General features: G+C 61.4%; 28 protein-coding genes. 7 read left to right on the forward strand and 21 right to left on the reverse strand.

Translation table 11 applies throughout. The annotated features are described in order from the left end of the window. Positions 1-82: 82 nt before the first annotated feature. Both BB347_RS17230 and BB347_RS17235 read right to left on the reverse strand, forming a co-directional pair. Positions 83-1,546 (reverse strand): NAD-dependent epimerase/dehydratase family protein, encoded by a 1,464-nt coding sequence (locus tag BB347_RS17230; RefSeq protein ID WP_076583441.1) that lies wholly within the window; start codon positions 1,544-1,546, stop codon positions 83-85. Positions 1,547-1,769: 223 nt separating this feature from the next. Continuing rightward, a complete protein-coding gene (locus BB347_RS17235; protein WP_076583643.1) occupies positions 1,770-2,900 on the reverse strand; it encodes a DegT/DnrJ/EryC1/StrS family aminotransferase in 1,131 nt (376 codons plus the stop codon). A 220-nt stretch (positions 2,901-3,120) separates the two neighbouring features. Between BB347_RS17235 and BB347_RS17240 the strand changes: the two genes are divergently transcribed. Together BB347_RS17240 and BB347_RS17245 are read left to right on the forward strand one after the other, a co-directional pair. Then, positions 3,121-3,522: a universal stress protein gene (locus tag BB347_RS17240; RefSeq protein ID WP_076583443.1), complete on the forward strand. Its 402-nt coding sequence runs from the start codon at positions 3,121-3,123 to the stop codon at positions 3,520-3,522. 79 nt (positions 3,523-3,601) lie between these two features. Further along, positions 3,602-5,617 carry a hypothetical protein gene (locus tag BB347_RS17245; protein WP_076583445.1) on the forward strand — a complete coding sequence of 672 codons (2,016 nt, stop codon included), beginning with the start codon at positions 3,602-3,604 and terminating at the stop codon, positions 5,615-5,617. A 295-nt stretch (positions 5,618-5,912) separates the two neighbouring features. Here BB347_RS17245 and BB347_RS17250 read toward each other — a convergent pair whose 3' ends face one another. The 4 genes from BB347_RS17250 to BB347_RS17265 all read right to left on the reverse strand — a co-directional run bounded on the left by BB347_RS17250 (position 5,913) and on the right by BB347_RS17265 (position 8,217). After that, complete coding sequence (locus BB347_RS17250) at positions 5,913-6,302, reverse strand: universal stress protein (RefSeq protein WP_076583446.1); 390 nt, start codon at positions 6,300-6,302, stop codon at positions 5,913-5,915. Positions 6,303-6,671: 369 nt separating this feature from the next. After that, a complete protein-coding gene (locus BB347_RS17255; RefSeq protein ID WP_076583448.1) occupies positions 6,672-6,983 on the reverse strand; it encodes a DUF7521 family protein in 312 nt (103 codons plus the stop codon). Next, entirely contained in the window at positions 6,980-7,327 is a 348-nt protein-coding gene (locus BB347_RS17260; protein ID WP_076583449.1) for an ArsR/SmtB family transcription factor, read from the reverse strand. The genes BB347_RS17255 and BB347_RS17260 overlap by 4 nt, the downstream gene beginning before the upstream one ends. A gap of 176 nt (positions 7,328-7,503) precedes the next feature. Continuing rightward, a complete protein-coding gene (locus BB347_RS17265) occupies positions 7,504-8,217 on the reverse strand; it encodes an alpha/beta hydrolase family protein (protein ID WP_076583451.1) in 714 nt (237 codons plus the stop codon). A gap of 96 nt (positions 8,218-8,313) precedes the next feature. Here BB347_RS17265 and BB347_RS19455 point away from each other — a divergent pair, with 96 nt between their 5' ends. Further along, positions 8,314-8,475 carry a hypothetical protein gene (locus BB347_RS19455; RefSeq protein ID WP_168170976.1) on the forward strand — a complete coding sequence of 54 codons (162 nt, stop codon included), beginning with the start codon at positions 8,314-8,316 and terminating at the stop codon, positions 8,473-8,475. Between the two features lie 86 nt (positions 8,476-8,561). Beyond that, complete coding sequence (locus BB347_RS17270) at positions 8,562-8,834, forward strand: hypothetical protein (RefSeq protein WP_236996013.1); 273 nt, start codon at positions 8,562-8,564, stop codon at positions 8,832-8,834. A 24-nt stretch (positions 8,835-8,858) separates the two neighbouring features. Here BB347_RS17270 and BB347_RS17275 read toward each other — a convergent pair whose 3' ends face one another. Further along, complete coding sequence (locus BB347_RS17275) at positions 8,859-9,947, reverse strand: tyrosine-type recombinase/integrase (protein WP_076583452.1); 1,089 nt, start codon at positions 9,945-9,947, stop codon at positions 8,859-8,861. Positions 9,948-10,306: 359 nt separating this feature from the next. Between BB347_RS17275 and BB347_RS17280 the strand changes: the two genes are divergently transcribed. After that, positions 10,307-10,540: an antitoxin VapB family protein gene (locus BB347_RS17280; RefSeq protein ID WP_076583454.1), complete on the forward strand. Its 234-nt coding sequence runs from the start codon at positions 10,307-10,309 to the stop codon at positions 10,538-10,540. Beyond that, positions 10,521-10,925 carry a PIN domain-containing protein gene (locus tag BB347_RS17285; RefSeq protein WP_076583455.1) on the forward strand — a complete coding sequence of 135 codons (405 nt, stop codon included), beginning with the start codon at positions 10,521-10,523 and terminating at the stop codon, positions 10,923-10,925. The genes BB347_RS17280 and BB347_RS17285 overlap by 20 nt, the downstream gene beginning before the upstream one ends. Positions 10,926-11,131: 206 nt before the next feature. On the opposite strand, the gene BB347_RS17290 is transcribed toward BB347_RS17285, so the two are convergent. The 5 genes from BB347_RS17290 to BB347_RS17305 all read right to left on the reverse strand — a co-directional run bounded on the left by BB347_RS17290 (position 11,132) and on the right by BB347_RS17305 (position 14,536). Further along, entirely contained in the window at positions 11,132-11,437 is a 306-nt protein-coding gene (locus BB347_RS17290; protein WP_076583457.1) for a hypothetical protein, read from the reverse strand. 218 nt (positions 11,438-11,655) lie between these two features. Next, entirely contained in the window at positions 11,656-11,847 is a 192-nt protein-coding gene (locus tag BB347_RS17295) for a hypothetical protein (RefSeq protein ID WP_076583459.1), read from the reverse strand. A gap of 9 nt (positions 11,848-11,856) precedes the next feature. Continuing rightward, the gene (locus BB347_RS19075; RefSeq protein WP_157525013.1) at positions 11,857-12,024 is read right to left on the reverse strand and encodes a DUF7576 family protein; all 168 of its coding nucleotides are present in this window, start codon (positions 12,022-12,024) and stop codon (positions 11,857-11,859) included. 25 nt (positions 12,025-12,049) lie between these two features. Then, positions 12,050-12,349: a HalOD1 output domain-containing protein gene (locus tag BB347_RS17300; RefSeq protein WP_076583460.1), complete on the reverse strand. Its 300-nt coding sequence runs from the start codon at positions 12,347-12,349 to the stop codon at positions 12,050-12,052. A 93-nt stretch (positions 12,350-12,442) separates the two neighbouring features. Then, complete coding sequence (locus tag BB347_RS17305; protein WP_076583462.1) at positions 12,443-14,536, reverse strand: bacterio-opsin activator domain-containing protein; 2,094 nt, start codon at positions 14,534-14,536, stop codon at positions 12,443-12,445. A gap of 294 nt (positions 14,537-14,830) precedes the next feature. Between BB347_RS17305 and BB347_RS17310 the strand changes: the two genes are divergently transcribed. Next, a complete protein-coding gene (locus tag BB347_RS17310; RefSeq protein ID WP_076583463.1) occupies positions 14,831-15,964 on the forward strand; it encodes a tyrosine-type recombinase/integrase in 1,134 nt (377 codons plus the stop codon). 149 nt (positions 15,965-16,113) lie between these two features. Here the strand turns inward: BB347_RS17310 and BB347_RS17315 are convergent, their stop codons facing one another. From BB347_RS17315 to BB347_RS17355, 9 genes are read right to left on the reverse strand one after another with little or no spacing between them, the layout of a single operon-like run. Beyond that, complete coding sequence (locus tag BB347_RS17315; protein WP_076583465.1) at positions 16,114-17,970, reverse strand: Na(+)/H(+) antiporter subunit D; 1,857 nt, start codon at positions 17,968-17,970, stop codon at positions 16,114-16,116. Then, positions 17,967-19,961 carry a proton-conducting transporter transmembrane domain-containing protein gene (locus BB347_RS17320; RefSeq protein WP_076583466.1) on the reverse strand — a complete coding sequence of 665 codons (1,995 nt, stop codon included), beginning with the start codon at positions 19,959-19,961 and terminating at the stop codon, positions 17,967-17,969. The genes BB347_RS17315 and BB347_RS17320 overlap by 4 nt, the downstream gene beginning before the upstream one ends. Continuing rightward, entirely contained in the window at positions 19,958-21,529 is a 1,572-nt protein-coding gene (locus BB347_RS17325; protein ID WP_076583468.1) for a proton-conducting transporter transmembrane domain-containing protein, read from the reverse strand. The genes BB347_RS17320 and BB347_RS17325 overlap by 4 nt, the downstream gene beginning before the upstream one ends. Next, complete coding sequence (locus tag BB347_RS17330) at positions 21,522-21,905, reverse strand: cation:proton antiporter subunit C (RefSeq protein ID WP_076583469.1); 384 nt, start codon at positions 21,903-21,905, stop codon at positions 21,522-21,524. The genes BB347_RS17325 and BB347_RS17330 overlap by 8 nt, the downstream gene beginning before the upstream one ends. Continuing rightward, a complete protein-coding gene (locus BB347_RS17335; protein WP_076583471.1) occupies positions 21,898-22,404 on the reverse strand; it encodes an MnhB domain-containing protein in 507 nt (168 codons plus the stop codon). The genes BB347_RS17330 and BB347_RS17335 overlap by 8 nt, the downstream gene beginning before the upstream one ends. Then, positions 22,404-22,952 (reverse strand): DUF4040 domain-containing protein, encoded by a 549-nt coding sequence (locus tag BB347_RS17340; protein ID WP_076583472.1) that lies wholly within the window; start codon positions 22,950-22,952, stop codon positions 22,404-22,406. The genes BB347_RS17335 and BB347_RS17340 overlap by 1 nt, the downstream gene beginning before the upstream one ends. Further along, the gene (gene mnhG, locus BB347_RS17345) at positions 22,949-23,281 is read right to left on the reverse strand and encodes a monovalent cation/H(+) antiporter subunit G (protein WP_076583474.1); all 333 of its coding nucleotides are present in this window, start codon (positions 23,279-23,281) and stop codon (positions 22,949-22,951) included. The genes BB347_RS17340 and mnhG overlap by 4 nt, the downstream gene beginning before the upstream one ends. Continuing rightward, complete coding sequence (locus BB347_RS17350; protein ID WP_076583475.1) at positions 23,278-23,565, reverse strand: cation:proton antiporter; 288 nt, start codon at positions 23,563-23,565, stop codon at positions 23,278-23,280. Before BB347_RS17350 ends, mnhG begins: the two co-directional genes overlap by 4 nt. Then, positions 23,562-24,599: a monovalent cation/H+ antiporter subunit E gene (locus BB347_RS17355; protein ID WP_076583477.1), complete on the reverse strand. Its 1,038-nt coding sequence runs from the start codon at positions 24,597-24,599 to the stop codon at positions 23,562-23,564. Before BB347_RS17355 ends, BB347_RS17350 begins: the two co-directional genes overlap by 4 nt. Positions 24,600-24,841: the final 242 nt, after the last annotated feature.

The following is a 24,841-nucleotide window of genomic DNA, read 5'->3' on the forward strand; positions in this document are numbered from 1 at the left end:
TCGTCGCGTCCGACGCGACGACTCGTCTACTCTCCGTTCACGGGGCTCTTTCGTACATTCCCTGCCCTACGCTCGCTTTCGCTCAGATCTCGTTCGACGGGAGCTCTTCGGCCGGACGGCTGGGTCCGGAGGACGGGGGCTCGAGGACGGCCGCCGTCTCCTCGTAGCTCGGCGCTCGAGCAAGCGTTTCGTAGTTGCTGTACCGGGTGCTCGTGTACTCGTCGTAGGCACCAGCCTCGAACGATCGCCGCAACTCGAGACAGTGATCGCGAATCGAGCGCTCGGGTTCGAAGCCGAGTTCGGTCCGAATCTTCTCGAACTCGACGCGGTAACTTCGCTCGTCGGTGTGGTTGTCGTGGTACTCGATCGACGCGTCGGGGAAACAGTCGGCCACGATGGTCGCAAGTTCGTCGATGCGGTAATTTTGCTGGTTCGAGCCGACGTTGTACACCGTGTCGGCCACGGCGTCGAGCGGAGCGTTCAGGCACGTCACGTACGCTCGAGCGGCGTCTTCGACGTGGACGTTCGGGCGGTACTGCTCGCCGCCGAAGACGGGTATCGTCTCCGTGGTGTGGGCCTTTGCTGGCAGAATGTTTCCGACGAGGTCGAATCGCATCCGCGGCGACTGTCCGTAGACCGTGGCCATTCGGAGGATCGTCGGCGAAAAGTGCTCGTCGGCGAGGTCGCGGAGCACGCGTTCGGATTGGATCTTCAGGCGCGCGTACAACGAGACGGGGTTCAGCGCTGACTCCTCGGACAACCGTCCCGTGGCAGCGCCGGCGCGTCCGTAGACGCTACACGTCGACGCGAAGACGAATCGATCGATGCCGTGGTACTTACACAGCGACGCGAGCAGTTGTGTCGAGTGGAGGTTGTACTCGAGGGTCTTCTTCGGCGAAATTTCTGAGGCCGGATCGCCGACGATTCCGCCGAGATGTACGACGGCGTCGACGCCGTCGATCGCCGAGAGTACCGTCTCGACCGATCGCGCATCGTCTCGAACGACCGAACACTGTTCGGAGTCGACGAGATCGACGATGCCAGCGTCGCCGTACATCATCGGATCGAGGATCCGGACGTGGAATCCGTTCGCGAGAAGTTGACGGCACAGAACCGAGCCGAGGTAGCCCGCGCCACCGACGACGAGTACCGTTTCGACCCCGTTGGATTCGTGTTCGACCGGCTGTGATCGATTCTTCGCCTCGCCAACGGTCGTGACGTCGACCACTCGATCGTCGTCGTCGATGACGGGAGCGACAGTCGGGGGGGTCTGATACGCACGTTCGTCGGTGTCGTCGGCGTCTCCGTACGGGCGTGTCGTTCCGTCCGACTCGACGACGACCGGAGACGTATCCACGACGGTCGACACCCCGGTGTCTGGCGAAACGCCCTCGAACAACTGCCGTCTCAGTCGGGTCGCTGTCGCGGTCCCGACGAGTCGGTGTTCGTCGTCGACGAGTACGATACCCCCTGATTCAGATCGTTCGATCCGTCCGATCGCCTCACGGATCGATAGACTCGAATCGGCTGTGACTGGCCATTTCATGATTACAAATCGGCTCCAACTGCCCCGTATCGTCGACCCGAAGCCGACGACGGGCGGCTTACCCACTCAAACCGGCGGACACCCCTTTGTTATGAATCGATTGGGCGACTCGAGGAAGGTCACTGACCGAACACGCTCGAGACAGCGGTGAACACGTGGTACACATACTGACGACGGCGAAAATCAATCCGATGACAGTGTCTACTCGGTTCTCGTACGGCGCTTACTCGAGGCCGTCCGTGACACCCTCGACGATGCGATCGATCTCCTGGGGCTTCAGGTTCGGGTGCATCGGAAGCGAGAGTACTCGACTCGTAATCTCCTCCGTTACCGGGAGTGCTCCCACCTCGGACCCGTATTCCTCGCGGTAGGTTTCGGTGAGGTGGACGCCGGGATCCCAGTACACCTTCGATGCGATTCCCCGACGGTCTAGGGCGTCGATAACGGATTTCCGGTCGATTTCCGGATCGAGTGTCACCGTGTACAGCTGATAGACGTGCCGACCGTATCCGTCGGCAGTGTGTGGCTCGACGCCCTCGAGCGCGCGTAGCTGTTCGGAGAGTTGCGTCGCGACGGTGCGCCGATTCGAAATGTGCGTCTCGACTCGCTCGAGTTGGGAACAGCCGATACTCGCGACGAGATCGGACATTCGGATGTTCGTCCCGAGCGCCGTGTACTCGCCGCTGCTGGCCGAGTCGAAGTAATCCGACGACGACCGACCGTGCGACCGAAACTGCTCGAGGCGTCGTGCGACGGCATCGTCGTCGGTAACGACGGCACCGCCTTCACCCGTGGGTAACACCTTGTTCTGACAGAAGCTAAACGCCCCAGCGTCGCCGATCGTTCCCAGCGTTCGTCCGTGATAGTCGCCACCGAACGCCTCGGCAGCGTCCTCGATCAACGGAACCTCGAGCCCCGCTGCAATGTCCGCTAACGGATCGACGTCGCAGGCTGCACCGAAGGGATGAATCGGTAAGAGCGCCGCCGTGTCGTCCGTTACCTGCGTCTCGACGTGCTCGGGATCGAGCCCGTACGTCCGTCGGTCGATATCGGCAAACACCGGCGTCGCCCCGACGAGACGGACCGCGTTCGCCGTCGCGATGAACGTAAACGACGGCACGATCACTTCGTCGCCCTCGCCGATTCCGTACGCCTTTAACGCGGCGACCAACGCAGTCGTCCCCGAGTTGACCGTCACCGCGTGCTCGACGCCGAGGTACTCCTCGAGTCCACGTTCGAACGCGTCGATGTACGGTCCGTTTGCCCAGTACGCACCTCTCGAGATCGAATCGGTCGCATTTGCGATGTCGCTTTCATCCCACGGGATTTCGAACAACGGAATCTCGTCGCTCATCGACCGATCGTTCACGAAACTATGGATTAAGTAGCCGTCCACTACCTACAGCGAAATCACCTCCTTCTATTCGATTTCTCTACATTTTTTCGGTCGCGCACTCGTCCGATACCCGATCGAACCGATCACATCGTACCCAGAGAATGACACAACAGAGCGACAGTCTCATACCGCGGGACGTTCCTCAGACATTTTGTCCCTCGTTACCTAACTGTCGCGTATGTACGACGCGATTTTGCTCCCTACCGACGGGCGGCCAAACACCGACCGGGCAATCGAGGAGGCTCTCGAGTTGGCGTCCGTCCACGACGCAACGTTACACGTGCTCTACGTCATCAACTCCGCCGAAATCGCGCCGGGAGTCGACTTCGAGGATCTCGAGTCGATCGGCACGGACGCCGTCGATCACGTTGCAACCCTCGCCGCGGACAACGGCCTCGACGACGTTCGAACGACGGTCACACACGGCCTTCGTGCGCGGTCGATCCTCGAGTACGCATCGGAGCACGAAGTAGACGTCCTCGTCATGGGCCGACACCGCGGCCTCGATCGACTTCGTCGGCCAAGTCTCACGAAGCAAGTCGCGTCGGATGCATCCGTGCCCGTCCTCGTCGTTGGCTAAGATCAATAATGGCCGTGATAAATAACTGAACGGGAATGTCATCAAAATATACTTATATCGAATCGAACCATACGATAGTATGGACGATTGTCCCCGCAGGACGCTCCTCGGTGGTATCGGAGCGACAGTCGCGGCGACGACCGCTGGCTGTCTCTCGCTGACTGACGATTCAGCCCCGTCAGATGGCGGCTCTGAGGACGATGACGACGTCGACGTGGAGACGTTGTTCGAATACGTTCCGGACGCCTTCGACAGCGAGATAACACTCACGGCCGCAGACATCGACCGACTCGAGACGGCGGACACGCCGGACGGATACGGCCTCGCGTTCGGCCTCGGAACCGCCGCGCTACAAGAGTGGGGCGGCAACGCCGACGCCGTCTCGAGTGGCATCGTCGTCGAAGACGCAGACGACTTTTCGGTTCCGCTTACCGTCATCTCCCTCGAGGACGGCGACCTCGACGCGCTCGACCTCGAGACGGACGTCTCCCTCGAATCGAAAGATCACGACAGCGGAGTCTCCTACGAGTACGGCACACATGACGACAGCGACGACATCGTCGCCGTCGTCGACGATGTTGCCCTCTTTGCCGAGTCGGAGTCGACCATCGACGCTGCGCTCGAGACCGTCGGTGACGACGAACCGACGCTACTCGACGAAGAGCCTGCACTGAGCGAGGGTCTCGACTACATCTCCGATGCCGACACGAGAACGGCCATCACGGACGTAGACGACGAGGTGCCAGAATTCGACCTCGATGGCGACGACATCGACTACGTGGCGTTTGCGACGACCGTCGTCGATGCCGACACGCTCGAGCACACGTACGTGTACGGATTAGCGTCCGAATCGCTGGTCACCGACGAAATCGTTTCCGCTTTCGAAGCCGAACTCGCGCAGGAACCGGCACATCTCGGAGACGAGCCGACGATCGAAACGGACGACAACGTCGTGACGCTCTCCTGGACGACCGACCTCGAGGCACAACGCCAGGCCGCAGATCACGATAGTCCGAGCGGGCTACAGGTCGAATCGTTCGACCCCGACGACGAGTACGTCCACGTTCGGTTCACGAGCGGCGATCCGACACCCGTCGACGAACTGACGATCGAACTCGAGGACGAGGAGTACGACGAAGAAATCTGGGCAGACGGGCAAACCGAGGTCGGCGAGGACGACACGATTCGCTTCGAAATGGACGTCCTCGAGCCGAATCTTTCCGTAACGGTCTCTCACGAAGGCGACGGCTTTGGATCCTCGTTTGGGACGACAATCTTCAACAACTTCGTCTTCGACTTCCAGTACGACGCGAATGCTGAAGCGATGACGATTCGCTACGAAGACGAGTACGCACTCGACGGGGACAAACTCGCCGTCGGCGTGTACGACGGCGAACTCAACTTCGACAGCGAGGACGATCCGGTCACCTCCGAAACCCCGTGGGAGGGAGCGGCGCTCGAGGAAGGCGACGAGGTCACACTCGAGTCGCTCGAACCCGGCCAGACCGTCGTCGTCGGCTGGGAAGACCCAACGATCGAGAACTCCCTCGCCCAACGAACGGTCCAGCCACCGGGCGTGCCTCTGATCGAGTACGAGTACGAGACGAACAGGCTCACCGTCGAACTGACGTTCGAAGGCGACGACTCTGAGCCAGCGGACGACTACGAACTGCGGATCGACGACGAACCCGCATCGACCCAGTGGAGCGACGACGGTGACACGGTCTCCGACGGATCGACGCTCACGCTGGACGACGTCGAAACCGGTGCGCAGATCGGTGTTTTCTGGGACGGCGACTTTCATATCGGCGGCAGCTCTGCGGTACCGAGCGTCGACATCGTCGCCGAAATCGACGGCGATGCCCTCGTTCTCGAGTACGAAGACGGCCCATCGCTCCCCGTTTCGTCACTCGAGGTCGACGTCTTCGGGGACGGCGAGACGACCGAAATCGACCTCGAGGAGGAAGTCGACGAGACGTTCGAGGAAGGCGAGCGTGTCACGCTGATGGAAAACGTCGAAACAGAACAGATGACGCCGTCGGTCTCGCTGCGCTACGACGGCAACGTGATCGGATCGGCGTTCCCGGACGTCTAACGCCCCACCGCCTGAGACAACTGCCGTCGTGATTGTAGCTGGCGTGCTCGAGCCCGGTCCAGCGATTTCTCGGCACCTCGAGAGACGACTACAAGCCGGTGACGGTAACTGATCTTCGTGGATTGTCGGCGCTCGTTTGCGCATTCGCCATGCTATCGACGGCAAATCCGTGACCGCCCACAGACCAACAGTTCAAAATAACAACCAACACGGTTCGTCGCTACGTCGCCTACGCGATCAGATTTGCACACCGCACCGTCGAACACAGCAAAAATCGATGGCTGTAGCACAACGGTTACAGATCGGTTCGGGGAACGACGACGATGGGGATCGGTGATCGCCCGAGCAGTCGCTGGACGACCGAACCAGTAGTCGCGAGACCTGCTGACCGTTCGTCGTTCGGAGAGAGGAGCAGTTCGTTCGCGTCGGCCGTCGCTACCGCCTCGAGAAGCGACGAGGCGGGGTCGTCAACATCCGTTAGCAGGGTCGTCTGTACGTCACCGACTGCTGGGAGTCTAACGGCTGCGACGTTCAGTGCCTCCCGTGCGTCTCGTGTTGCGTGTGCCTCTTCACCGGGAGCGAGACCAACGACTGTAACGGTATCGTCGGACGTCACTCGTTCGGCGAGGTAATCACAGCACGCTGCCATTTCGTGAACACCCATCGTCACGATCAAATAGTGCATACCAGAGCCACTCGTTCGGCCGCCGAATAGCTGTCTTCTTGGGCAGGGATATCACGGCCAGGCTGTCCCAGTTTCCGAGCGGATTTTCCAACTCGGAAAATCCGCTCGTGAAATTATTAGTTGACGGGAGAAAGTCATGCGTGATGAAACGCACCGTCGCTAGCTGGTGTTGTTTCATCACGCATGTCATCTCGACATCGCCACATCGCTGACTTGGGTTCGAGTCGATAGCCAGTTGGGTCCCCGCCCCATCTCGGTTCGACTCACCCTGCCTCAGCGCGGTCCCCACTTTCGCTTCGGCTCGAGGCGTACGCTGTCTCTCCAACGTCGTAGCCAGCTGACCCACCGATTGCAGTGACGACACTCGACTCAGTGACGACCGTACAGCGAGTACATGATCGCGACGAGGCCGCACAATCGGCTCACGTTCTCGAGAAACACCGTCACGACCTGTCCCGGGCTCGTGAGCGTCGTCACGACGACGTTGATCAAGAACGGAAAGAGCGTCAACAACAGTAACCCAGTAGCGAGATAGAGCATCGACGGCGTACCGTTTCGACGGTAGCCTCGGTAGGCCTGATACGCGATGATCGTCCCGAGCAGTGCGACGAGAAAGAGACTGGCGATGGTCAGCAGTTCGAACAGGGGTGCTTCGTCGACTCGAACGACGTTCTGGCTCATCGCATCCCCTCCCATAGCCGGGTGAATTTGTCGGCGACGTCCTCTTCGCGATACGTGATCTCGAGTTCGAACGAGCCGTCTTCGAGGGTGAGTTCGAGGTGCTCGAGGTTCGCACTGTAGACGCTGTAGTGATTACCATCGGGTGCGAGTTCGGTTTCCTCGGAGACGAGTTGGCACTCCTCGAGGCGGTCGAGTCGGCGATAGATCGTCGGCAGGGATGCATCACACCGCTCACTCAGGGTACTGGCAGACATGGGTTCGATGCTCGTATGGGTGAGGATTTTGCGTGCGTACTCGTCGTCGAGCACCGCGAGTACTGTCGAAAGATCAGTATCCTCACTCACTGGTAGCTGATCGTTCTGGCAACAATATGAAAAACAGTCCGGTTTTTCTGAACGAGAGAACACGCATTCGATAGTCAACTCATCCGTTCGCCGGCACAGCGCTACGATGGCCCCGCCGTCTCAACAGCAGCGAAACTCCGAGTTTGTATATCAGTATGTGGTTTGCCGCCCACGACTCACGCGAGGGTATCGAGCCAGTCGATCATCCGCCGTCGAAGCCGTCGCTCCCCCGCTCGAGTAAATCGATGACCTTCTCCAGCGAACGCCTCGAGCAATACGTCCGTCTCGAGGCGACGTGTCGCGTCGATACTGTGTTCGATACCGACGGAGTCGTCCGCTCTCCCGTGGAAAATCGCGACGGGGATCGAGAGGTCGGCCACGACAGCACCGAATCGGTGTCGCTCGAGGTCGTCGAAGAACCGACCGTCGATTCGATCACCCGTTTCGAACTCGAGGACGCCGTCGCGCTCGACTGACGACCGATAGTCGTCGAACGTCTCGTTCGCCGTTACCGGCTCTCGCGTCACGAGCGCATCGATCCGGTCGTCGTCGATTGCCGCGTGGAACGCGACTTTGCCGCCGAAACTCGAGCCAAAGCAGACGTACGACGGAATATCGAAGTAGTCGACGACCGCCCGGAGGTCCGCGAGTTTCGAACTGAGCGTTTGCTCGAGGAACGTTCCATCGGACTCGCCACAGCCGCGAAAGTCGAATCTGACGGCGTTGTATCCGTGCTCGAGGGCGTAGCGACATCGCTGTTCGTAGCTCCCCGATTTGTCGCTCAGAAAGCCGTGACAGAAAACGATCCAGTCGGTCCCGGTCGTTTCGTGGTGGACGGCGGCGACCGATTCGTCGTTCGCGACTGGAATACGGTGCGTCGTCTCGGACATTGTCTCACTGTTCGCCGGTACCACCGTAGTCGTTGCCCCGCTATCCGCTCGGTAGCCAGCACAGCGTTTACCGTGAGGGGAGTACACGATCCTAGTATGGCGACGACCCATCGATGTACCTGTGGGGCGCTCCTCCAGTTCAACCAGGACCTCGAGAAGGAATCCGCCGGCGTCTCCCCCACGTGGAAGTGCCGAGAGTGTGGAACGCCGGTTCCCGGATTGGCGGCCGAGCGAATTCGCCATCAACACCCCTCGTAGGCTCCCCTGACGGTTCGCACACCGTCACCGTCCGGACTCCTGCAAGCACGAACGGTTTTCGGTCGTCTCATCTACGGACCGACACCGTGACCCAATACAATCGACGGCGGCTGCTCGAGTTCACCGGAGTCGCTGCAGTCGGAACGATGACGGCACTCGCCGGGTGCGGTGACGACGACGGCGAAGCGGAACCGGATGCGGAAGACGACCAAGAGAACGATCAGGCCGAACACCCCGACGAAGTCGACGACGAAGACGGCGGTGGTGCGGGCGGCTCGAGCGAGGCTGAAGAGCCGACCGGTGGCCACCCCGACGAATCCGACGACTCCGAGACGGACGACGAGAACGGTGCCGAGTGAGGCGGCGACAGCGCTACTCGCTACTCACTCGCGAATGTCATCCATGGTCTTTGCGACATCTTCGGCCTGAATGTCGCTGTACGCCTCGTGAGTCGTCTCGATGGACGCGTGTCGCAGCGCTTTCTGTGCCAGTTCCGAATGGCCTTTTTCGTAGAGTTCGCCACCGAGTGCTCGCCGAGCCCCGTGGGGTTGGAGATAGTCGGCGTCGCCCTCGAGTTCGATACCCGCCTCGTTCGTGAGTTGTTTGAGGATCTGGCGACCGGCTTCTTTGGTGATCGACGGCGGTGTGACCCCCGCTTCGCGACAGATTGCGTCGATGTCGCTGCCGGACTCGGGACGCTCGCCGGTCGCCTCCTCGACGGCGGTATACTTGCTCGCAGCGTGCCCGGTCGGAAACAGCGGCCAGTCGTCGGTCGGCGGGTCCTGTACGCGCTCGAGGCGCTCGAGAGCATTTCGGGCGGCTTTCGTGAGTCCAACGGGTTCGCGGTCGCGTGACTTGCCCAGAACCTCGAGACGGCCGCGTCCGAGATCGACGTCAGCCCACCGCAGTCCCTCCCGCTCGTCGTCGGTCGTATCGCGGAACATTTCGGCCCCGCGAAGCCCGAGTTCGGCGAGGAGGACGACGATCGTTCGGTCGCGATACGCGCGATCGACCGGTACATCGATGGACTCCTCGCGAGCCATGCGGACTCGTTCGTCGGCGTACTCGAGGAGTCGCTCGCGCTGTGTGGGCTCCCAGAACTGCGTCTCTCGGGACGGCCTGTCTTCGGGGAGGAACTCCTCGGCGCTCTCGGTCGCCGCGGGGTTCGTGTCCAGTTGCTCGTCGCGGACGCAAAACGAGAGGAACGCTCGGACGTACGCGAAGTAGGTGTTAGCGGTCGAACCGGCGATCTCACCGTCGATAGCCCGCTCGCGGAGTTCGAGACCGAACTCTCGACAGTCATTCGAGTCCAGGTCGCCGACGTATTCGACGCCCTCTCGAGTGCAGAACGCGGCGAACGACTCGAGGACGGGTTTCATCGTCGATCGACTGCCGCCCGACTCGAGTTTTTTCTCGAGGTAGCGCTCGACGGCCTCGTAGACGGTCGTACCCCTGGGGTTTTCGCCTAGCATGATCTTTGCTGTGGGCGAGGGCGCCGACCCAGGTAAATCTACTTGGTCAAACTGGCATTTAGCAAAGTAAATTCGAGTATCGCTAATTCCGCCGGTTTTCGCCTCGAGAGCCATTGAAAAGGAGATTGTCGGGTTTATGAATCATATACTGCGATATAGAATTTTATTCCAGCAGTTGGGGGTTGGCTGTCAGCTTGCACCACTGCCGCCACGACTACGTGGGAACCACTCGTGAACGTGTATCTACCGGTGTGATCCGCTTCGTCCCACCATTCAGAGTGCTCGTACAGTCATCGATCGACGACCAATTCCACGCAGCGATATGCTTATACGGACTTTCCGTGTATACGTATGTGTACATGGTGACGAAGACGATCTCGATCAAAGAAGAGGCCTACGAACGGTTGAAAGACCACAAACGGGAAGGAGAGAGTTTTACCGATGTCGTCAACCGACTCACTAACGCTGATACGGACCCACTCGAGGCAGCAGGGTCGGTCCCCGGACTGGTGAGCGAAGGTGAACGCGAAGCGTTCCGCGAAAAATTCGACGAGGACGTGACGGAGCGAGAACGTGAACTATTTGGACAGTAGCGCGCTCGTCGATTTTCTCGATCCCCAGACCGAGCACCACGACGACATTCGGTCATTTGTCGAAGAACGGCCGGAGAAAGCGTGGTTCGTCCCGACGATCGTTCTGTATGAGCTCTACCGATATCGAGCACGACAAGTCGGGCCTGCTGGGATAGCCGAACTCGAGGAGAGCCTCGAGTGGATTGACCCCGTCGGTTTGTCGAAAGCGGCGGCCCGTGAGGCAGCGTTGATCGACGGCGAGTTGCTGTCCGCGGGGACGCCGATCAACCAGATAGACGTCCTGATTGCGGGTGTTACTCGCGAGGCTGGTGGGACACTCATCACTCGAGACGCTGACTTTTCCGCAGTGAGTGACTTAGACGTCGAGCGTTACGTGTCGGGGTAATGCGCGATTCCGTTCGACGCAGCCGGTTCACACACACAACCTCGGCCGTAACCGTGTTCGATTCTCGAGCGGGTCAAATCTGAAAGAGAGATGGGTGGACTTCATCTCACACAGTGTGTCTGGCGACGATCGCCGACCGATTTTCCGCCTAAAACCCGCGAAATAACAGAACACAGCCCGTACCCACACCCGTCCAAGTAGAGCGATTACTCGATACGGATCTGAAAGTGGGCCTCGCGCGTCGACCCGTCGATATGAATACGGCCGTCAGATACCTCCGTCCCATCGATCTGTCGCACTGCCGATTGAAGTCGGGTAGGGTCTACGGCCGCACTGACGGCATCCGAACCGCCCAATTCGCCCACGTCGGCAAAGTACCGCTCCGCGGTCCCGTTGACGCCGATATGTACATAAAATATATTTCGCGACTCGGCATACCGTATCTCGTCCGGGTTCATGCCAAACTGTTGAAGCGCATCCCGAACTTGTTCTGTTGCGTGTTCAACGTTCATACGGCCATGTGAGCACCATATCAAATAAATCTATACTCTACGATGAAAGTAGTTCTGTGAGATATATCAGGAGCATGCCAGTCAGAAAATCATCCGTTGGAATCGCGCTCGTGCTAACGAGAGAGACGCCGTGAGAGAGCACGTCGAACGAACGGCGAGTTCCGAACCAGCAGTCGACCGTCCGCCACTCGAGAAAATGGAGACGGCGGGTCGAGAAACTATCCGAACGTGAGCCCGTCTGACTCGTCAGTTCCAGCGCCTCGAGCGCTCGTGGATCCGTCGACTGAGACTGCTTCGACCGTTTCGATCGCGTGGCCGGTTTCGACGAAGTGTTCGACGGCGGATTTAGATTGGTCGAATCGCGCGATGCCGGGTTGCGTTTGCCAGTCGCAGTGAAGACAGTATTTCATTCGGATCGATTACTCGTGGTTCGACTGCCACTGTTCTTTACAGGACTGTTCACAGAAAGTGAACAATTTCGGATCGCGGTCCTTGTCGATCACTGCAGGGTGCCACTCGTCCGTCTCAATTTCGTCTCCGCAGTAGTGACACCGCGAATCGGACGTGGATCGCTGTTCGAGGCTCATGGGTGCATGTCGTCTCTCGATCTGGTTAGTCCGTGCTGATCGACTCGGCCTGGGGCGTCGTTCGTGGCGTTCGGACCGAGACGTCGATAGCGCCATCGGCGGAGACGGTAACGTCACAGCCCGCGTATTCGAACGCTATCGTCCCGTTGGCTCGAGATGCCCCACCGTTCGTCGGTTCGAAGAGGGAATCCAGGCTCTCCGGATTGATCGCGTTGAAGATCGGCTCGAGTTCACAGGGATCCGTGTCCGTCGCGTCTGCAACTGCGGACACGACGCGCTGGCTTACTGGCGCGGAGTCGGGCAGCGTGAGATTGGAGGAAGTCATTACACTAGTCTAGAGCGGCCCTCGCCGGGTAGGTATTATGAGTATCAGGCTATCCCCCTGGCGAACGCGTTGCTATCATCCTAGCACCGGGGCCTACGTGTCATCGTAGAGCATCGAGAGGAACTTCTGCTCGCTCGAGCGAAGGTGTCGACTCATCGTCGGCTGGGCGATTCCGAGCGTCTCTGCCAGCTCTTTCGAGTTCGTCTCCCGAGGCCACTCGAAGTATCCAGCGTAGTACGCCGTCTCGAGGACCTCCTCTTGACGTTCGGTCAATCGATCTTGAAGCTCCGCCTCGAACTCCTCTGGTGCCATCACCGGTTCGTCGAACTCCCGACGCGCGACGAGTTCGACGTCGTCGAACCACTCCTCGAGCAACGCGTCGTAAGAGCGCGGATCGGCGCTTCGGGGGATTCGGATCACCAATCGAGCCGAGTCGCCGGATGTCTGTGCCTCGCACACGATACTACCGCGTTGAAGGAGTTGTGCCCAGATCGTCGACCGCTCGAGGCGGGACTCGAAGAGACGGTCGTCGGTTCGATCGGTAACCAGTCGCGAATCGAGGACCTGTGACTGCTTCGACAGCCACTCGAGGATGTCGTCTGCCTCCGGTTCGTCGGCCGTAAAGAACATCGTCACCGTCCCGTCACGGCGTTCGACGAGGTTCTCGAGTTCGAACGAGCCGTCCGAATCGCCACCCAGACCGAGCAGTGACTCGCCGAAATTGGTTACCTCGAAGGCTAATTCGACCGATTGATCGCTCGTGAACGCCTGCTTTCGCTCGTCGGCGTTGAGTGCGTACCCGATCGTCTCGCCGAGTTCCTCTAGTACGGCAACCTCCATCTGCTCGAAGACGTATTCTTCCGACGCGTACAGGTTGATTACGCCGTAGAACGTATCCTGATAGACGACCGGAACGCCGATCGTTGCTCGGTAGCCGCGTTCGATTGCGGCCTGTCGCCACGGTTCGAACGGCGGGTCCTGATAGATCGAGTTCTGGACCTGTGGTGAACGGGTGTCGACGACGCGGTCGATCAGTCCGTGGCCAAAGCCGTCGTCGTCGGCGGTGACTGAAATTTCCTCGAGAAATCCGTTTCCCCCACCGCCCGACGCTTGGGGGACGATCTCGGCGTCCGTCTGATCGACCGAACCGAACCACGCGAACTGGTACGGTTCGGACGCGGCAAGGCGAGTACAGACTTCAGAGAGAATTTCTTCACGACCGCCCGCCTGCGTGAGCGCTTTCGTCAGATCTCGAATGACGGTGTTGATCCGTCGAACGCGATCGATCGAGGCCGTTTTGTCTGCAAGCTGGTCCCGTTGTTCTCGCAGCGATTCTTCCCTGTCGACTCGCTCGAGCGACGAATACGCATTTCCGACCAGGATGTTTGCGCTGTCGACGGTCGCCTCGTCGAATGCATCCGTCTCGGTTGCACCGGCGATAAACACGCCGTAGGACCCGATGGGCTGAATGTAGACACTCCGAAGCGGCGTCTCGTCATGCTCGACGTCCGGTTCCGACTCGAGGTCGGAGAGCAGGGTTCGCTCCTGGGTGACGAACGCGTTCCAGGGCACCGATCGCTCGGCGGCAAATAACTGCTCTTCGTCGGATAGTTCGTCGACGTCGGACGCCCACGTACACGGAACAAGTTGTCCTTCGTCGGCGTCGTACAGTTCGATCGAGACGATCGAGTGATCGAGTATCGTTTGTGCTGCGTCGACGGTCCGTTGGCAGACGTCTTGAAACGACTCCGCGTCGGTAAGATCCTGTGCGAGGCGGTTCAATTCAGTGAGTCGAGTTTCGCGTCGTTGTTGTTCGGAAACGTCGCGAAAGATGCCGCTGAAGTACGTCGTTTCGTCTCGAGTAAAGTCACTCAGCGAGATGCTCAACGGAATCGTCTCCCCACTTCGACACACTCCGTGCAGTCGAATATTCCCCCAGTCCGTCGATCGGTCGCCAGTCGTAAGATACTGGTCGAACCACTCGAGCAACGTTTCGGCATCGGCGTCGGACAACAGTACCGAGACGGACTCACCGATCACGGTCTCCGGTTCGTACCCGAAAATTGATTCGACGGCGGGATTTGCGTACTGAATCGTGCTGTCTGTAGAGAGAATAATAATCGCATCTCGAGCGCAGTTGGCTACCGCCTCGAAAGGTGTATTCGGGTCGAACGATCGGTCCGTCATGGACCGAGATTCGACGACGGTCGCCTTGGGCCTTTACCGTCAGTGACAGATTCGTGACAGTCCAGTCGTCGAACCGTTTCGCGTATCCTACCGTGAGTTACACGTTTCTTTCCGGAGGGTCGAGATCGAAACACAGATTTAGGGTTGTGGAGGAGTAGCGTACACGTAGATGAACCGCGGTATCGAGACGACTGTCGAACGGATTCGTCACGAGAGCCGCGAGCGACAGGCACCGGCGGAGGGACGCCAGTGCGAATTCGCTCTACACCACCAAGCGGATGGAGTGATCGAGGGATGAGCACGGACGGGAACCGCGTCACGATCGCCGACGCAGTCGACGCGTATCTCCAACGAAAAGCCGTCGGCGACCCCGACGGCCCCGGTGCGGGGACGTACGCGTCGAACGCGGAGTCGATACTTCGCCGATGGGTCGACTGGCTCGAACACACCCACGACGTCACGACGTTTGCGACGCTGGACGAAACGGCTCTCCGAGCGTACGCGACAGAGCTTCGCACACGTACTGATCGTGGCGAGTACACGGCGTCGACGGCGAGTACGTACTACGCCGTCGTCCGCGCGTTCTGTTCGTGGTGTGTCCGTGGGGGGATCATCGAGTCGAATCCAGCCGCCAGCGAGCGGGCGGAATCTGCACTCCCTACCGCCGAATCAACGACGAACTCCGAGTTCTGGTCGCCAACGCAGCGACGGCGACTCGTGACGACCATCCGCGAGCGGGCACTCGAGGCGACCAGCACGGAATCCAGCGACGCTGAACGACGCAATCGACTCCGAGAGTACGCGATCGTCGCGTTGCTGGCACACTCAGACGTCCGGGGGTCAGAACTGTTTCGCGTTCCCGACGACGAGCGACGCAGCGGGGCGACCTGGGACGATGTCGACTTCTACACGGGAACGATTCGCGTCCTCGGAAAATCCCAGCGACTCGAGGAGGTGCCGCTTCCGGCCCCGGCCCGAACGCCGCTGCGGCGCTACCGCGTCGTGCTCGATCCGCCGTCGAACGAGTGGCCGTTGTTTCCGACTCGTCACGCGCCGTCGATCGCCGCGCGAGTGCGAACGACGCTCGCCGAGCGTGGCCACACGGACGAAGAGATCGACGCGATGTTCGCGGACGCGACGTCGGTCGAACTCGCCCGCGAACGCGACATCGCGCCGCCGGCGATCACGACCGAAGGTGCGCGTTCGGTCCTCAAACGCCTCTGTACGGAAGCGAACGTCGACGTCGACGGCGAGTATCTCACGCCTCGAGGCGTGCGCGGCGACATCGACGACGCCGACAGCCAGTTCAGACGCGAAGCGTCGACGACGAAGTCCACGTTACGCGCGTCCATCTTCGAGCGGACGATCGCCGTTCCCGAGACGCCGCCGGAGGTCATCGACGTGGACTCGAGCGAGCGAGACGACTAATTGGGTACTGTCGTCACTCCCGTTTCTATTTTCGACGAGTTACCGGCGAGAGCGGAAGACGTCACGACGTAGTGCTCGGATTCACCACCCAGTACCGACAGTCCACAGGGTGTTCGGAGGGTTCTCTCCAAGAAGAGAAAAAACGCGTCTCAGCTGATGAGCAACCAGACGATGACCGTCAGCACGATCGTGAGCAAGAGCACGGTCGTCCCGATGCTCGTGCGCAGGTGGATCGTCGACGGGCGGCCACCGTCGGCCGGTCGTTGTTCTTCGACCTCGAGGACTGGCACTCGCCGAGCCGCGGCGTCGACCGCCAGCACGGGATTGTTACCGACCCAGTAGCCGCGTTTGACGATGCCGACGACGGCGTTGTCGACGGCTGCGTACGTCGCGGTGACGGCGCGCATCGATCCGCGGCCGATGTGGTAGGACGCCGGGTTGACCACGAGTGCCGGGTCGGAGTAGTCCATCTTCGAGAGCGGCTTGCGGATGAGTTTGAAGCCGATTGCGGACACCGTGATGAGGATGAGCGCATCGAGCAGGTGGCCGGTGCTGTAGGGTGTGAGCGTGTGTTCGTCGCCGCCGGGGCCGAGGAACTCGGTGCCGTCGATCAGTGGCAGCAGGTCCGTGAAGACCGGCCACCCGATCGCGGGTAGTCCGAGGACGACACAGGCGCCGCCGACGGAGAGCATCGCCACCGTCTGACCGGGCTTGGAATCTCGAACCGATCGGTCGCTCTCGCCGTGGAAGAAGACGTAGAAGCCGAGCTTGATGAACGAGAGGAATGTGCCGATCGCGCCGATAAAGAGCAACCAGTACAGCGCCTGGTACTCCGAGCCGCCGTAGTAGCTCGGATCGGCGGCGTCGAGCACCATCCCCTTGCTGATGAAGCCACTGAAACCGGGAACGGCGGTAATCGAGAGCGCGCCGATGAAGAAGGCGATGGCGGTCAGGGGCATCTCGCGCCAGAGTCCGCCGAGCTTGTAGAGGTCGTTTTCTCGAGTGCGGTAGATGACGACCCCGACGGCCATGAACAGCAGACTCTTGTAGAGGACGTTGTTGAACAGGTGTCCCATCGCGCCGGCGGCACCGATCGTCGTCCCGATACCGATCCCGGCGACCATGTAGCCCAGCTGGGCCTGGATGTGATAGGATAACAGCGCACGCATATCGTGCTGGAGTAGCGCGAAAACGACGCCGTAGACGGCCATCAGACCGCCCATGTAGGCGAGGTAGATGTTGCCCTCTGGCACCGCTCGCAGGAGAATGTACGCGCTCGTCTTCGTCGTGAACGCTGCGAGGAACACCGAGGCCGCGAAGTGTGGTCGCGGGTAGGTGTCGGGCAACCAGGTGTGGAAGCCGACGAACGCGACGTTGACGCCGATACCGAGAATCGCGAGCAACATCGGCAGCCCCTCCGCGAACCCGCCAGCGAGCAGCGCGTTCGGATAGTCGACGCCCTCGCCGTAGACGAACGTCCCGACCTGCGCGTAGTGGGCGATCACCGCGAACAACACAAGGCTGCCACCGATACCGTGCGCGATGGCGTAGCGATAGCCCGCGCGGACGGCGTCGCCGCCGTAGTGCCAGACGAGCAGCGTGCTCGTGATGGCCATGATCTCCCACATGAAGACGAGCACGAGCCAGTCGCCCGCGAACGCCGCACCGATCGCCGACGCGACGTAGGCAAGGGCGAATGCGGCCATCGTCTTCGAGGCCTCACTCGAGTACGCGTAGATCACGGCGAAAGTGCCGAGGAAGCCGAGGGCGATCCCCATCATTCGGGTAAACTCGTCGATGTAGAACGGCCTGACGTCGCTGAACCCGAGGAACGTGCCGGTGAGGTGGGCACCCTCGGGTGCGAACGCGGCGACGGCGACGACGGCTGCGAGGCTGAGCGCGCCGACGGCGAAGCCGAGGGTGCGCGGTAAGACGAGGACGAGCAGCGCTGCGATAAAGACCAGCAGCGGCGGGTACGCCATCGTCAGGAGGTCCGCTTCGATCATTCGTCCATCACCTCCATAGCCTCCTCGAGGGAGAGATCCTGCAGTTCACCGAAGGAATCGACACCGAAGACGCCCTCGACGATGTACGTCGCGAGTTCGAGGAAGATGGCGTAGTCGGGAATCACGCCGAGCGTGATCGCACCGGTCGCGATGATGCTGATCGGGACGATCATGAGCCACGTGCTCTCGCTGAACGGCGAATGGCGCTCCCAGCCGCCCGGCGGCGGACCGCCGTGGTGGTGATCGCCGTGGTCGTGGTGGTCGTCGGCGTGAGCGTCGTGGTCGTCAGTGTGTCCGTCGTCGGTGTCATCGTCGGCAGGCTCGGTCTCCTCCGGGATGGTGTGGTCGCTGGGGTACTTGTCGACGGCGTACTCGGGTTCGTCGTCCGCAGTCGCCTCCGCAGCCTCCGTCGGTGTGCCGGCACCCTTGGCCTCGCCGTCGTCGTCGGTCGGCTGGGGCTTTCCGCTCTCTGGAAGGTCGTCCTCTGGCTCGCCGCCGTCGGCTCGAAGCTCCTCGTCACCGAAGTACGACTCTCGCTTCCCGCCCGGCGGGAACTCGAGCAGCGGTTTCGCGTCGTGGCGGTCCTCGCTCTCGAAGAAGGCCGTGTAGACCACGGGCCAGAGGTAGGCGATGTTGAGGACGCCCGAGACGATCAGCGCCGTCGCGAAAATCCAGTAGCCGCCACCGACGGAGCCGGAGCCGATCAGCATGTAGAACTTGCTGACGAAACCGGCGATGAGCGGAATCCCGGCCATGCCGGCCGCACCGACGGCGAAGGCGGACATCGTCAGCGGCATCCGCTTGCCGATGCCGGCCATTTCGCTGACGTAGTCGGTGTGTGTCTCGACGTGGACCGCCCCCGCACAGAAGAACAGGGTGAGCTTCCCGAACGCGTGGGCGGGGATGTGAAACAGCGCCCCGAGGATCGCGAACGGGTGGAGCATCGACAGCCCCAACACGATGTAGGAAAGTTGGGCCGTCGTCGAGAACGCCAGTCGGCGTTTGAGGTGGTCCTTTCGCAGCGCGATGATACTCGCCGCCGTCAGCGTGAACGCCGCGAGAATCGCGACCGGAACGTTCAGGCCCACCTCGCCGATTCCGGGGACGTTCAACGGCAGGTCGTGGATGAGCCCGGGGCCGAACACCTCGAGGATGACTCGAGCGACGCCAAAGGCACCGGATTTGACGACGGCCACGGCGTGGAGCAGTCCGGAGACGGGCGTCGGCGCGACCATCGCGTCAGCGAGCCACGAGTGAAGCGGCATGACGGCCGCCTTGACGCCGAAGCCGGCTATCAGCAGGAAGAACGCTGCTTGTGCGAACACCGGTTCGACCTGTGCGGCCTCGGCGAGCGCGCCGATGCCGCCCGTTTCGAACGCGGTGGTCGGATCGCCGACCAAACCGGTCAGCCAGTAGGTGAGGACCGTCCCGGCGAGCAAGAAGACCCCGCCGCCGAAGAACGTGTACGCGAGGTACTTCCGGCCCGCGATTCGGGCCTCGTCGTCCTCGTTGTGGGCGACCAGCGGGTAGGTGACGAGCGACAGGAGTTCGTAGAAGATGAAGATCGTCACCAGATTACCGGCGAAGGCGATACCCAATGCGGTCGAGAGACTGGCCGCGAAGGACGCGAAGAACCTCGTCTGGGCGTGTTCGTCGAGCCCGCGCATGTAACCCGCGGCGTAGAAGGACGTGAAGATCCAGAGGAAACTCGCGAGCAGTGCGAACAGCAAGCCCAGCGGATCAGCTCGCAGGACGAAGTCGATTCCCGCGAGGAACTCGACGCCGAGAGAGTCCGCGAGACTCCACTCGTAGACGGTGCCGTCCATCACGCCGGGGATCATACTCGCGACGATCCCGAACTTCGCCACCGCGGCGACGACGGACCAGCCCTCGCGGACGTTCGGATAGCGATACGACGCGATGATCAGACACATCGCGACCGCCGAGACGAGAATGGCGACTAACGGACGTGGGTCGGCAACTTCAGTCATTCAGTGAACACCTCCGAGGTAAACGGCTCGAGCCACTCGAAGAACGCACCACCGGCGAAGCCGATGACGACGGCCGAGAGCGCGATGGTCACGAGGATGGCGAGCATGCCGAACGAGACGGCCTCGGGGGAGCCCCGACGGATCGAATCGCGACCGGCTGGTTCGCCGCCGTCGGCCGCGACCGGCCCCGGCGGGTGTGGCGATTCGACGGGCGTCGCCGGCGTGAAGTACATCTTCTCGAGCAAGCGAGCGGCGTACGCGATCGTGAGCATCGTGCTCAGGAAGACCACGGCCGCGACGGTCCAGGCTTCAGCCTGAACGGCGCCGACGGCGATGTACCACTTGCCGATGAAGCCGGCGGACGGCGGAATTCCGACCAGGGCGATCAAGAGCAAGGCCGTCGCACCGGCCGCAAACGGCCGGTTCTTCGCGAGGCCGGCGTACTCGTCGACCGTGCGAGCGCCGTAGCCGACGGCGATGAGTCCCGCCGCGATGAACAGCCCGGCTTTCATGACGCCGTGACCGATCAGGTGGACCACCGCGCCGACGAACGCCGTCTGCGTGACGAGGCCGTAGGCGGCGACGACGAGGCCGAACTGCGAGACGGAGGAGTACGCGAACATCCGTTTGACGTCGCGCTGGATGACCGCGAGCGTACTCCCGGCGACGACGCTCACGGCGCCCACGGCGACCACGATTTCGGTCAGGTACGGCGTGGCCGTGAGGAACTCGGGGCCGAAGACGTTGTACATGATTCGACCGAGCGCGTACGCGGAGACGGTCGAGACGAGCGCGGCGATTACGGGCGTTACGCCGTCGGGAGCGTGCTGGTAGGCGTCCGGCTGCCAAGTGTGCAGGGGCCACTGAGCCACCTTCAGCGCGAAGCCGACGAAGATGAACGCGAACGCCGCTCGCAGGAGCGTCAGGTCGCTTCCGCCCTCCTCGGCGATCTGTGGGATCGCCTCGCCGAGGACCTCCATGTTCAGGGCCCCGGTGGCCATGAACAGGAAGCCGACGCCGATGAGGTACAACGACGCGCCGACGGTCCCCAAAATGAGGTACTTGAGGGCGGCGACGGCCGATTCTGGGCCGTCACCAGCGGCGATCATCGCGTACGTCGCCAGCCCGACGATCTCGAGGAAGACGAACATATTGAACACGTCGCCGGTCAGCGAGAGGCCGAGCAGGCCACCGACGAGCAACAGGTAGCCACCGTAGAACGTGTTTCCGCGCGGGCCACCGGCGCGCATGTACGCGAGGGCCCCCGCGGCGGTGATCGTCACGAGCAGGGCGATCAGCACGGAGAACTCGTCGGCGACGAGTTCGATGCCGACGCCCTGTGGACGGTTTTCGGTTTCACCCCAGCCGCCGAGTACGTGGACCACGCGTCCGGTCTCGTAGACGGCTGCGGCGAGGTAGACGGTCGCGGCGGTCAGGGCGGTGGTCGTCACCGCGGCGACGGACCAGCCCGTTCGCTCGAGTCGCAATCCGAGGACGATGGGCACGGCCGCGAGTAAGATCGGAACGGCGACCAGCAGGGCCGGCAGCATCTCGGCGACTTCACTCATCGGCACGCACCTCCCGAAGGGTGTCCTCGCGGAGCGTCCCGTACTCCGCGTAGATTCGGACGATGAGCGCGAGTCCCACGGCGGTCAGCGCGATGCCGACGACAATTGCCGTCAGCACGATCACGTGAGGGAGCGGACTCGCCATCGCGAGTTCGCCGGGGTTCTCCGTCGCGGGGACGATCGGCGAGGAGCCGCCCTCGACGAACGCGACCGCGACGAAGAACAGGAAGATCGCGGTCTGAAAGAGGTTGACCCCGATCAGCTTCTTTACGAGGTTCTCGTTCGCGATCATCATGTACATCCCGATCCCCATCACGACGAACATCAGCGCGTACGCGTAGCGCGTCGCGAGCACGTCAACGGTCCCTTCAATCATCGTCGCTCACCTCCGACTCGAGGGAGTCCTCTCCGCCGATCTGGCGGTCTGGCGTAAAGCCAGCCGCGGTGGCGAAAAAGAGCGTGATGACGACGCCGGCGACGATCAGCGCGACGCCGCCGACCTCGATCAGTTCCATCCCCCAGTAGTGAGCGATACCGAAGGTGTCGGCGATAGCGTCGTACTCGAGGAAGTTTCCGCCGAGAGCCATCGTGGCGAACCCGGTTCCGATGAAGATGGCGACGCCGCCGGTGACGAGGCCGACGACGAAGGAGTTTTTCAGCCACCGACGGGTCGGTTCGATGCCGAACGCGAAGGCGAGCATGAGGACGGTGACGCCGATGATCGCGCCGCCCTGGAAACTACCGCCGGGCGTGTCGGCACCGTGGAGACTCATGAACATCCCGTAGGTGAGGATGAACGGTGCGATGATCTTGACCGAGGTCATGATCACCTGGCTCTCGGTGTACGTATCGTCGTAGGAATCTGCGTTCGACATTATGTGAACACCTCCCGTTTCAAGACGAGAAGAACGGCCAATCCGGCCGCGAAGACGACAACGGCCTCGCCGAAGGTGTCGAACCCACGGTAGGAGGCCAAGACGGCGCTCACTGCATTTTGTGCGCCGGTGTCGGCGTAGGTTTCTTGCAGGTAGTACAGCGACGGCGTCTCGGCGAGGACGCCCTCGCCCCAGATCGGTGCGTCCTCAGTTCCGACGGCGTACATATCCGGGAGCAACGTCAGGAGGACGAGGACGAACGCGCCGACGACGACGACGGCCGGCACGTTGACTCGTTCGAACACGCGATCCGTCGGCGGACGGGTCGTGCGCGCGATGGTCAACAGGAGCAGGATGGTCGTCACGCCGGCACCGATCGCGGCTTCGGTCATCGCGACGTCGGGCGCGAGCAGGTAAGTGTAGAGGATCGCCATCCCGAGGCTGTAGGAGCCGAAGACGACGATCGCGGAGAGCACGTCACGGAATAGCGCCGTGAAAATCGCGGCGAGCAGGATGAACACCGTGAGCGTGTACGCGATGGCGCTCATTTCGACTCACCCTCCTCGTCGGAGTCCTTGGTCCACGGATCGATCCCGGTCTCGGCCGCCGAGCGAGCGATCGCGTGTGCTGCGGTCGGGTTCGTGATAAACACGAAGAACAGCAACAAGACGGCGTAGATCGTCATATTGTCCCAGCCGAGGGCGAGCGCAACGGCCGCCAGTGCGAGTCCAGCACCGAGCGTGTCCGTCTGGGAGGCGGTGTGGGCACGTGCGTAGATGTCCGGCAGTCGGAGCACTCCCACCGCGGAGACGAACGTAAAGAACAGTCCGAACGCGATGAGGACGACGATGGCCCAGAAGCGAATCGCTTCGATCACAGCACACCACCTCGCTCGACCGTGAACTTCGAGATGGCGATCGCCATCAGGAAGTTGAGCAGAGCGTAGATGAGGGCCACGTCGAGGAACCACGGCTCGTCGAGTCCCGCCGCGAGCAAGGCGAGAATCACGACCGTGTTCGTCCCGAGAACGTTCACCGCGAGCAGGCGATCCTGCGTCGTCGGACCGGCAACAGCGCGATAGAACATCATAATCGCGAGGACGATGAACAGCGCTGCAGCGGCGAGGAAGATGTCCTCGATCGTCACGCCACTCGGAATCATCCGTCCTCACCTCCCAGAATTTCGGTGTCGCCGCGCTCGCGGGGCGTCGGAATGTTTGCCCCCTCGCGACCGTGGAAGACGAACCGAACGGCCCGCTCGAGCGAACCGTCGAAGAGGTCGTCGCGGGCGCTCGGAATGAGCGTGTGGACAAGCAGTCGCTGATCGTTCGCTCGGACGGTCAGCGTCCCCGGTGTGAGCGTGATGCTGTTCGCTAACGCGAGCAGTGGGAGACCACTTCTGACGCGTGTGTTGACGCGCGTCATCGTGGGATCGATCGGCATCGATGGCCGGAGGATGACGATCGAGATAGCGAGATTCGCCTTGATAATTTCGAAGATCAGATAGGGCACGTAGACCGCAAAGCGAAGCGTCCGAAGGGGTGAGCCGATTCGGTCGAGCGGAAACGTAAACGTCACGTGCGCGAGTGAAACGGAGACGATGCCGGCAACTGCGGCCCCCGTCACGAGGTCGAACCAGTACGTCGGATCGCCGAGAATAAGATAAAAACCGTAGGAAATCCAGAACATCGCGAACAGGCGATCGAATCGTTCGGAACCGCTTCCAACGAGTCGTTCGTGTCGTGCTGGTCGTTCAACTGGCGCCTCGTCGTAGGCCAGCCCAACCGCATCGAGCTCGCGCTCGATCGACTGGAGCATCTGTGCTGTCGCGCCGGGTTGGTACTCCGGGTCGAGAACCACCCGATCGATGTCGTGGTCGTTCGCGTAGCGTTCGAACGTCTCTGCGAAGTCTCGAGGGCCGAAGAGGTACTCCTCGGTGCCGAGTAAGGACGTTTCGGTCGTCACGGCGTTGTCACCAGCGTCCTCACTAACCCAATTTTCGGCCTTCGCCAGCAGCGTTTCAGCCTCGTCGGTCTTCGATTCCCCCTCGAGGTGATTCGCTTCGTGTGGCAGGGCAACCACCAGATGGACCTCGAGGTCGGTCGCGTCTTCGAGACTCGAGCGCACAGCGTACTCAACCGTCTGTCGAACGGTCACCGTATCCGACAGCGGTGCGAGCACTCGTTCAGCCGCCACGGAACAACCCTCCAGGTAACCGTCGTTGAATAGTCATATCGCTCGTCGTTAGTCGAGTCAAGCGGCAGACGTAGGAAAACAATTTCGTTATCCGACGGCGTGACCGTCCATCGAGCCTATATTTTTACATTATTCGTGATGGTTGCAACGAGGGCTTTCGAGCGAGTGTTTCGGGTTACATTCAATTTAGTAGCGCCGACCGATACATTTACAAATATACTTTCGTTAGTCCAATCTGAATT

This window comes from Natronorubrum daqingense, from assembly GCF_001971705.1.
GTDB lineage: Archaea > Halobacteriota > Halobacteria > Halobacteriales > Natrialbaceae > Natronorubrum > Natronorubrum daqingense.

Bases quoted from the DNA above. Each gene is read 5' to 3' on its own strand.
- BB347_RS17230 (WP_076583441.1), bottom strand. From the start codon at position 1,546: ATGAAATGGCCAGTCACAGCCGATTCGAGTCTATCGATCCGTGAGGCG.
- BB347_RS17235 (WP_076583643.1), bottom strand. From the start codon at position 2,900: ATGAGCGACGAGATTCCGTTGTTCGAAATCCCGTGGGATGAAAGCGAC.
- BB347_RS17240 (WP_076583443.1), top strand. From the start codon at position 3,121: ATGTACGACGCGATTTTGCTCCCTACCGACGGGCGGCCAAACACCGAC.
- BB347_RS17245 (WP_076583445.1), top strand. From the start codon at position 3,602: ATGGACGATTGTCCCCGCAGGACGCTCCTCGGTGGTATCGGAGCGACA.
- BB347_RS17250 (WP_076583446.1), bottom strand. From the start codon at position 6,302: ATGCACTATTTGATCGTGACGATGGGTGTTCACGAAATGGCAGCGTGC.
- BB347_RS17255 (WP_076583448.1), bottom strand. From the start codon at position 6,983: ATGAGCCAGAACGTCGTTCGAGTCGACGAAGCACCCCTGTTCGAACTG.
- BB347_RS17265 (WP_076583451.1), bottom strand. From the start codon at position 8,217: ATGTCCGAGACGACGCACCGTATTCCAGTCGCGAACGACGAATCGGTC.
- BB347_RS19455 (WP_168170976.1), top strand. From the start codon at position 8,314: ATGGCGACGACCCATCGATGTACCTGTGGGGCGCTCCTCCAGTTCAAC.
- BB347_RS17275 (WP_076583452.1), bottom strand. From the start codon at position 9,947: ATGCTAGGCGAAAACCCCAGGGGTACGACCGTCTACGAGGCCGTCGAG.
- BB347_RS17280 (WP_076583454.1), top strand. From the start codon at position 10,307: ATGGTGACGAAGACGATCTCGATCAAAGAAGAGGCCTACGAACGGTTG.
- BB347_RS17290 (WP_076583457.1), bottom strand. From the start codon at position 11,437: ATGAACGTTGAACACGCAACAGAACAAGTTCGGGATGCGCTTCAACAG.
- BB347_RS17295 (WP_076583459.1), bottom strand. From the start codon at position 11,847: ATGAAATACTGTCTTCACTGCGACTGGCAAACGCAACCCGGCATCGCG.
- BB347_RS19075 (WP_157525013.1), bottom strand. From the start codon at position 12,024: ATGAGCCTCGAACAGCGATCCACGTCCGATTCGCGGTGTCACTACTGC.
- BB347_RS17300 (WP_076583460.1), bottom strand. From the start codon at position 12,349: ATGACTTCCTCCAATCTCACGCTGCCCGACTCCGCGCCAGTAAGCCAG.
- BB347_RS17305 (WP_076583462.1), bottom strand. From the start codon at position 14,536: ATGACGGACCGATCGTTCGACCCGAATACACCTTTCGAGGCGGTAGCC.
- BB347_RS17310 (WP_076583463.1), top strand. From the start codon at position 14,831: ATGAGCACGGACGGGAACCGCGTCACGATCGCCGACGCAGTCGACGCG.
- BB347_RS17315 (WP_076583465.1), bottom strand. From the start codon at position 17,970: ATGATCGAAGCGGACCTCCTGACGATGGCGTACCCGCCGCTGCTGGTC.
- BB347_RS17320 (WP_076583466.1), bottom strand. From the start codon at position 19,961: ATGACTGAAGTTGCCGACCCACGTCCGTTAGTCGCCATTCTCGTCTCG.
- BB347_RS17325 (WP_076583468.1), bottom strand. From the start codon at position 21,529: ATGAGTGAAGTCGCCGAGATGCTGCCGGCCCTGCTGGTCGCCGTTCCG.
- BB347_RS17330 (WP_076583469.1), bottom strand. From the start codon at position 21,905: ATGATTGAAGGGACCGTTGACGTGCTCGCGACGCGCTACGCGTACGCG.
- BB347_RS17335 (WP_076583471.1), bottom strand. From the start codon at position 22,404: ATGTCGAACGCAGATTCCTACGACGATACGTACACCGAGAGCCAGGTG.
- BB347_RS17340 (WP_076583472.1), bottom strand. From the start codon at position 22,952: ATGAGCGCCATCGCGTACACGCTCACGGTGTTCATCCTGCTCGCCGCG.
- BB347_RS17350 (WP_076583475.1), bottom strand. From the start codon at position 23,565: ATGATTCCGAGTGGCGTGACGATCGAGGACATCTTCCTCGCCGCTGCA.